Genomic DNA, 7,454 nt, shown 5'->3' on the forward strand with positions numbered 1-7,454 from the left:
TTCGAAGGCACGCCAGTGGTCAGTGTGGCGCCGGGCCAGGGGCCATCGAACGGCAGCATTGTGGTGAACGCCGATGGCACCATCACCTACACACCGAACGACAATTACAACGGGGCGGACAGCTTTACCTATACGGTCACTTCCGGTGGGGTCACTGAAACCGCGACTGTGGCGATTAACGTCACACCGGTGAACGATGCGCCTATAGCATCACCAACAGTGATTGAAACTCTGGAAGACACATCAGTGTTGATCGCATGGTCGCAGGTGGGTGTTTCAGATATCGATACAGCAGATGACCAACTTGGAGTTCAGGTCACGGGTCTTCCAGCAAATGGCACGCTTGAATATCAGGATTCAAATGGCGTTTGGCAGCTCGTTGCAATGGATCAGATCCTGAGCAAATCAGATTTTGACAGCGGCAAGGTCCGTTTCACGCCAGAGTTGAACGAATCAGGTTATGATCAGCACGAACAGGCCGGTGTTGGCGATCAACATCAAGACTATGCACAGTTTAGTTTTAAACCTACTGATGGTGATGTTACCGGAGACGAGGTGTCTATCTCAATCGATGTGACCCCGGTTGCCGATAAGCCAAATCTGGACGTCACAAACCCAGAGTTAGCCCTACCTCAGCAGAATTTCAACATTTCTACGTGGTCTGGTGTGAACATCGGAGGCCACGGAGGAAACGGTGTTCAGGGCAGTACCCTAGTCAACGCGATTAATGCGTTGAGCTCAGAAAACGCAGCAACGTCTCAAATTGCGAATGCGCAACAACTGGGTACGAATGCGACCCCAGCAGATACTGCGGTACTGATCACAGGTCTTGTTTATCTGGAAGCTGGCGTAAGTTACGACTTTGTCGGCAATGCGGATGACAGTTTTGCTCTGCTCATTGGTGGGGCAATGACCGATGTCGCACGTTGGGGGAGCAACAGTGGTTCCATTCAGGGAGACAGCTTTACACCAACTGTATCCGGGTTCTACCCGATCTCCATCTATCATCATAATCAGAGCGGCCCAGGTAATTTTGATCTCAACGTTAAAATCGATGGCCAGGACGCCGTTGACCTTAGTAACAGCCACTTATCTGTTGTGACGGATGCACAAGCGCTACAGGAGACGGATATCAGAACTTCGGATTTGATGTCTGTGGATGGTGTTGAAGTGTATCAGGTATACGGCGTGAATGAGGGAGCTCAGGATACTCGCATTCCATTATCTGAAATTAGCAGCAGTTTAGTGGATAGTGACGACTCTGAAACTTTGACTCTTACTCTGGAGGGGTTGCCTGTTGGAGCGACACTGAGTGATGGCGTAAACGAATTCGAAATGACTGACTCCGGTCAAGTGGTTGATATCACCGATTGGGATTTGGACAGCTTGTCAGTACTTCCGCCAGCAGGCAGCAGTGATGATTTTTCCATCACTGTTACATCCACTGCGAGCGAACATTACTCTGACAGTACGGCGAGTTCAGTTGCCCAAATTGATGTCACAGTTTATCCGAATGCACCGACCATTGCTCAGGATGATTCGGCTTTGGGTCAGGAGGACACGACGGTTTCTGGTAATGTACTGGCTAATGATACAGACCCAGATTCCGCACTATCCGTTGTTCAATTCGAAGTGAATGGCGTAGAACACCCAAGCGGTGACACTGTAGCGTTGAATGAAGGTGCTTTGACACTGAACCCTGACGGTTCTTATGAGTTTGTTCCAAATCAGCACTGGTCTGGTGACGTACCGACAATTGTATACACCACGAATACAGGGAAAACCGCGACGCTCGATATCTCGATAGAAGCGGTAGCTGATGCTCCATTAATTTCAGTGAATGTCGGGGATCTGCAACAAGTGAATGCAGTGCCTGATTTCAGTACGCTACCTGAAGACATCCGTGAGCAGATTAATACTGGCAATCTGGATATCGGAGGTATTGCGTTTGAACATGTCGATACTGCGCCAGCATTTAATAATGGTAATGCTGGTAATGACTTGATGATTGCTCCTGATGGCGCTGCACCTCAGAGTTTTGTCGGTGATACTCAAGCGGCAAACGTCAATGAGCAAGGCAGCGACATGTTTATCGGCACCAGCGGTAACGACTCGTTTTATGGTGGTAATGGCTCTCAGGATAGTGAGACAGCAATCGACTCTGTGGTGTATCAGGGAAGCGTTAGCGAGTACGTGATTGAATACCGTGGTTATGAGCACGCGGATCAACCTTACTGGTTAGTAAAAGATAGTCTTGAACGTGATACGTCCAGTGATAATTCGCCACACACTGACGATGGCGATCACCTGTATGGTATTGAACGTCTTTACTTTAAAGATGGCATTATTGAACTGCACCCCGATGGTACCCATGAAATCTTAACGGATAAAGTCATTCCGGTTGAGGTGGATGTGGCATTAGTGGATACCGATGGCAGTGAGATGTTAAACGACGATATCGTCATCACAGGTATTCCAGATGGTGTTAGCTTGTTGGTGAACGGCCAGGAGGTTACGCGCGGCAGTGACGGTGCATATACGCTATCACTCGATAATGATGGTGACGCTTCGTTTGAGTTGAAGGTGCCGTACAATTATCAGGGAACACTTGATTTTCCAATTGAGGTGACCGCGGCTTCGGTCGAAAACTCAAACAATGACACGGCGGAACAAAGCGTGACGGAAAACCTTTCTTTCCGTGACTACGCACTATCAACCGGGTCTTATGGTGATGACACAATAGAAGGCTCCGAAGAGCATGATTTGATTGTGGGTGACGTCCGTGGCCTGCAGATTGTGGCCGGTGAAGACTATAATATCGCTTTTGTTCTCGATACTTCCGGTAGTATGGGATGGGATGTTGAGACGGCGAAGTCTGAGTTACTTGTGGTATTCGATACCTTACTTGAAAGTGCTCAGGGTGATCATGCTGGTCAGGTTAATGTTCTGATCACTGATTTTTCTACCGGGCTCAATCACTCTGTATCTGTTGATTTGAGCTCATCGGACCCACGTTCTCAGTTTGTGTCAGCATTGAATCAGATCGGTGACCAAGGATCTGGCAATACTAACTATGAGGCAGCGTTTAAAGGTGCTGTAGATTGGTTCGCCACTCAGGAAGGCGGTAATAACATTACCTACTTTATTTCTGACGGGGAGCCACAGTATGCGACAGAAGATGATCTGTATGCGTACCAGTTTGATGAGCTGTATTTGGATTATGATGCGGCGAATAACAAACTGATTACTCTGGCAGACATTCTGCCGAGCAACTATACCTCTGGTGTGGTGATGTACCAAGGTCAGGAGGTCATCGATAAAAACGGTAAACTGTACTCTCCATTGACGGGGGCGCGCTTGGGGGATATGAGTAAGAATAATATTTCTTATGACTATTACGATCGCGCTAACGTGACTCAGCAAAGTCAGCATATGTATCAGCTATTGGCACTGATGTCTTCTGTAGAAGCTATTGGTATTGGTTACTACTTAGATCAGGATACATTGGACGACTACGACAGTGATGGTGTTGTGGATACTGCCATTGATGTGTCTGACTTGTCGAATGTCATTCTGGGTAAAGAGATCGATTTGCTGCAAGGTGGAGACACGATCGACGCGAAGTCAGGGGATGATATTCTCTTCGGTGACCTGGTGCAGTTTGATGGTATCAGTGGCCAGGGCGTTCCGGCGATTCAAAAGTATGTCGCCGCACAAACCGGAGAAGAGCTTTCAGCCGTCAATGCCCGTGACATTCACGAGTACATTCGTGAACATGTTGAAGAGTTTGATCAATCCCGCACCAACGACAAAGCGGATACGCTTGTCGGAGGTGAGGGCAATGACATTCTGTTCGGTCAGGGTGGGGATGACACGCTCGATGGCGGGCTCGGTAACGATATTCTGATTGGCGGTACGGGTCAGGATACCTTAATCGGTGGATTAGGTGATGACATCCTGACTGGTGGTGCCGATGCCGATACCTTTAAGTGGACAGAAGGCTCGTTGGATAACGGCACCGATGTGGTCGAAGATTTCCAACGTGGTGAAGATGTTCTTGACTTCAGTGACATCGTTGGCGAGACAGGTCACAACACTATGGATGAGCTGTTGAGTTCGATTCAGGTGGAAATTTCGGGTAATGATTTAACGCTGGATATTCCACATGGAGAGACTGGTGAGAGTCAAACGATTGTGATCAAGAATGGCGCAGATGCATTCAGCGATATGATCAGTGCTGATCCGTCCGGGTTTGCTCAGGATGTATTAAACTCGCTCACCAAGCATAACGTAGATAGCTAACGATATAAAAAGGGCCTGATTCAGGCCCTTTTTTGATGCGAGTTTTGCTGACTTTAAAGCACTTTGCAGGCAAAACCTTTGAGGTAGAAACCTTCAGGATACGCACTGTCAGTCGGATGGTCGGCCGCTTGCTCAAAACGCTCAACAAACTTCACTTGTCGCTTGGCATCCAATGCGGCGTCGGCGATGATTTTCTGGAATAATACCTGATCCATCAAACCCGAACATGAATACGTTAATAGTGTGCCACCCGGTTTAAGAATCTGCATGGCGAGCATGTTGATGTCTTTGTAGCCTCGGCAGGCGCCGTTGAGCTGTGCTTTCGATTCAGCGAACTTAGGTGGGTCCATAATGACCACATCAAATTGAGTACCTTGATCGCGATATTCACGCAACAGTTTAAAGACGTCAGCATTCAAAAATACCGCACGTTTTTTAGAAATATCAAACTCGTTCAGCTCGGCGTTGTACCTAGCTGTATCCAAGGCCGGTTGAGATACATCCGCGTTAATTACACGTTTTGCTCCACCTTTTAGTGCGTACAAACCAAATCCGCCAGTGTATGAAAAGCAGTTCAATACTTCTTTGTTCTGTACGTATTTCACGGCTTGCTGACGGCTATCACGCTGATCAAGATAAAAGCCGGTTTTGTGTCCACCTACAATATCGACACTGATCTTTACGCCGTTCTCTTCAATAACGACCGATTTTGGTGGCTCTTCGCCATGGAGTACACCTGTCGTCTCCTCCAAGCCTTCTTTTTTACGTACAGACACATCTGAACGCTCGTAAATATTGCAATCCGGAAAAACCTGCGTAAGAGCGGCAACCAGTTTGTCTTTTTGGTATTCAGCACCGGCACTCAGGAGTTGGCATACCAGGAAGTGGTCATATTTATCAATGGTGATACCCGGCAAGCCGTCGGACTCTGCAGCAATCAGACGATAGCCCGTTAATCCGTCTCGCTGAATGATATCTTCGCGCAAGAGCTGGGCATCCTGAATGCGACGCACAAAGAAGTCAGTATCGATACTGACTTTATCGAAGCTCCAGACGCGAGCTCGAATCTGTGAATGGGGGGAGTACGCGGCTTTCGCCAGCCATTGTCCATCATGAGCATAAACATCGACCGTTTCGCCCAGCGTTGGCTCGCCTTCTACTCGCAGGATGCCACGTGAGAAGATCCAAGGGTGTTTGCGACGCAGACTTTTGTCACGTCCTTTAACAAGATGAATTGCCGGGGTCATTTCAATACTCATATTGGGCTGTTTGAAAGGGGGCATATTGTCCGGGAAGCGCTATACAAAAGCAAATGAAATACGAACAAAAAGAGTTGCATACTTGCGGAATTTTGGAGCTTTAGTGGTGCATCTTTTAAGGACCAGAACCACTTGAATGTTTTGTCGCCATGGTTGCTGCGTTATTCGTTCTTCTTGATAAAGTTCATCGAGCAGCTTGTCAGTGGCGCGATTTAATACCAGAGTGAATAGAACAAAGGCGCGAAGAGGTAAGATCAGAAGAAGACGGTTCTTTTATTGAATTTTCAGGTGAATGAGATATTTGTCGATTCAACGAAATGGAGTCTGTTTCATAATACCCCAATGAGAGATTCACTTTCATAGTGAGCGGGGCAACAGACGTTGGCAAATGTATTACTCACGAAGAGAGGAGGTGTACGATATGGAACAGAAATGCGTTAAGTTTACAGTCTCTGGTGTGGTTCAGGGAGTAGGTTTTCGTTATCACACCTGTTATGAAGGCCTATGTCTTGGATTAACCGGTTATGCTAAAAATCTGTCAAATGGGGACGTCGAAGTAATGGCTTGTGGTCAGGAAGAGAGCATAGAAGCGTTGGCTCAATGGCTGAATAATGGACCGAAGATGGCAACGGTAGACCGCCTGGAAAGAGAAGAGGCGGTCTATAAGGAGTTCAAAGGGTTTGAAATTCTGTAGCAAACCTTACAGACATTTCGCAGGTTTCGGTAAACCGGCCAGCTTTGTCGCTTGCTTGGCTGGGCCTTGTTTAAACAGTTTAAACAGATATTTACTATTACCTTTTTCGGGACCGTGCGCTTTTTCCATGGCTTTTACCAACATGCGAACCGCGGGAGAGGTATTAAATTCCTCATAAAAATCGCGTACGAAGTGAATGACTTCCAAATGGGCATTGGTTAATTCAATCCCTTCTTGCTCTGCCAGAACCAGGATCATACCTTCGTCCCACTGTGTATGGTCAAGCAGGTATCCCTGAGCGTCGGTTTCAATGTTTTTACCTTTATATTCAAACATGATCTCTGTCCGAAAAACTACAACTCTAATAGGGTAGCTTACCTTTGCTGGTCGGCTCAACTACCGGAAAAGAAAAAGCCCGAAGGAGATTAACCTTCGGGCTTTTTTTGCATCAATTTGTTCGATTAGTCATCATTCATAATGCCAAGAATGCTTAGCAGACTGATGAAGATGTTGTAGATCGACACATACAGAGTCACTGTTGCTGAGATGTAGTTTGTCTCACCACCACGGATGATGCCTTGAGTTGTCATCAGAATCGCCATTGTAGAGAACACAATGAACAGGCTGCTGATGGCAAGGTGCAGAACTGTAGATTGAATGAAGATACTGGCGATCATACCAACGACCAGTACAACAAACAGAGATAACATCAGGCCACCCATCATAGACAGGTCCCGTTTTGTGGTCAGAGCGTACGCAGATGCCGCCATAAAGGATAAGGCGGTTCCTCCCAGAGCAGTTAATACAACATCGCCCATGCCGGCGCCGATGTACATGTTAAGCAGAGGACCGACCGTGTAACCCAGGAAACCTGTGAACAGGAAGGTGAATACCAGGCCCAAACCGTTATTGCGGTTTTTCTCTGTCAGGAACAGCAAGCCGTAAAAACCAACCAGCATGATGATAATGCCAGGGCGAGGAAGCTCCAGCGCCATGGACACACCAGCCACTACCGCTGACCACAGCAGGGTCATCGACAGTAATGCGTAGGTGTTACGCAGAACTTTGTTTGTCTGGATCGCACTCTCGCGAGTCGCGGTACGTGAATACATAGAATTGTTCATAATCTTCCTCATGAAAGGGCTATGTTTATATGTACATTTATGGGGCTGAAAGTTCCCGATTTCAAGATTCAGCCT

5 protein-coding genes are annotated in these 7,454 nt (G+C 47.3%); 2 read left to right on the forward strand and 3 right to left on the reverse strand.

The window, feature by feature from the left end; genetic code table 11:
* Nucleotides 1–4,302, forward strand: a 4,302-nt coding sequence (locus tag CAG65_RS04255) for an Ig-like domain-containing protein (RefSeq protein ID WP_161452406.1), incomplete at its 5' end; no start/stop codon positions are given.
* Between the two features lie 53 nt (nt 4,303–4,355).
* Here CAG65_RS04255 and CAG65_RS04260 read toward each other — a convergent pair.
* A complete protein-coding gene (locus tag CAG65_RS04260; protein WP_021703221.1) occupies nt 4,356–5,549 on the reverse strand; it encodes a class I SAM-dependent methyltransferase in 1,194 nt (397 codons plus the stop codon).
* 433 nt (nt 5,550–5,982) lie between these two features.
* Here CAG65_RS04260 and yccX point away from each other — a divergent pair, with 433 nt between their 5' ends.
* A complete protein-coding gene (gene yccX, locus CAG65_RS04265; RefSeq protein ID WP_161452408.1) occupies nt 5,983–6,255 on the forward strand; it encodes an acylphosphatase in 273 nt (90 codons plus the stop codon).
* 6 nt (nt 6,256–6,261) lie between these two features.
* Here yccX and CAG65_RS04270 read toward each other — a convergent pair whose 3' ends face one another.
* Both CAG65_RS04270 and CAG65_RS04275 read right to left on the reverse strand, forming a co-directional pair.
* Nucleotides 6,262–6,591, reverse strand: coding sequence for a TusE/DsrC/DsvC family sulfur relay protein (locus tag CAG65_RS04270; protein WP_161452409.1), 330 nt, complete (start codon nt 6,589–6,591; stop codon nt 6,262–6,264).
* A gap of 125 nt (nt 6,592–6,716) precedes the next feature.
* Nucleotides 6,717–7,379, reverse strand: coding sequence for a Bax inhibitor-1/YccA family protein (locus CAG65_RS04275; protein WP_021703224.1), 663 nt, complete (start codon nt 7,377–7,379; stop codon nt 6,717–6,719).
* Between the last annotated feature and the right edge of the window lie 75 nt (nt 7,380–7,454).

Source organism: Vibrio sp. V39_P1S14PM300 (genome assembly GCF_009904765.1).
GTDB lineage: Bacteria > Pseudomonadota > Gammaproteobacteria > Enterobacterales > Vibrionaceae > Vibrio > Vibrio proteolyticus.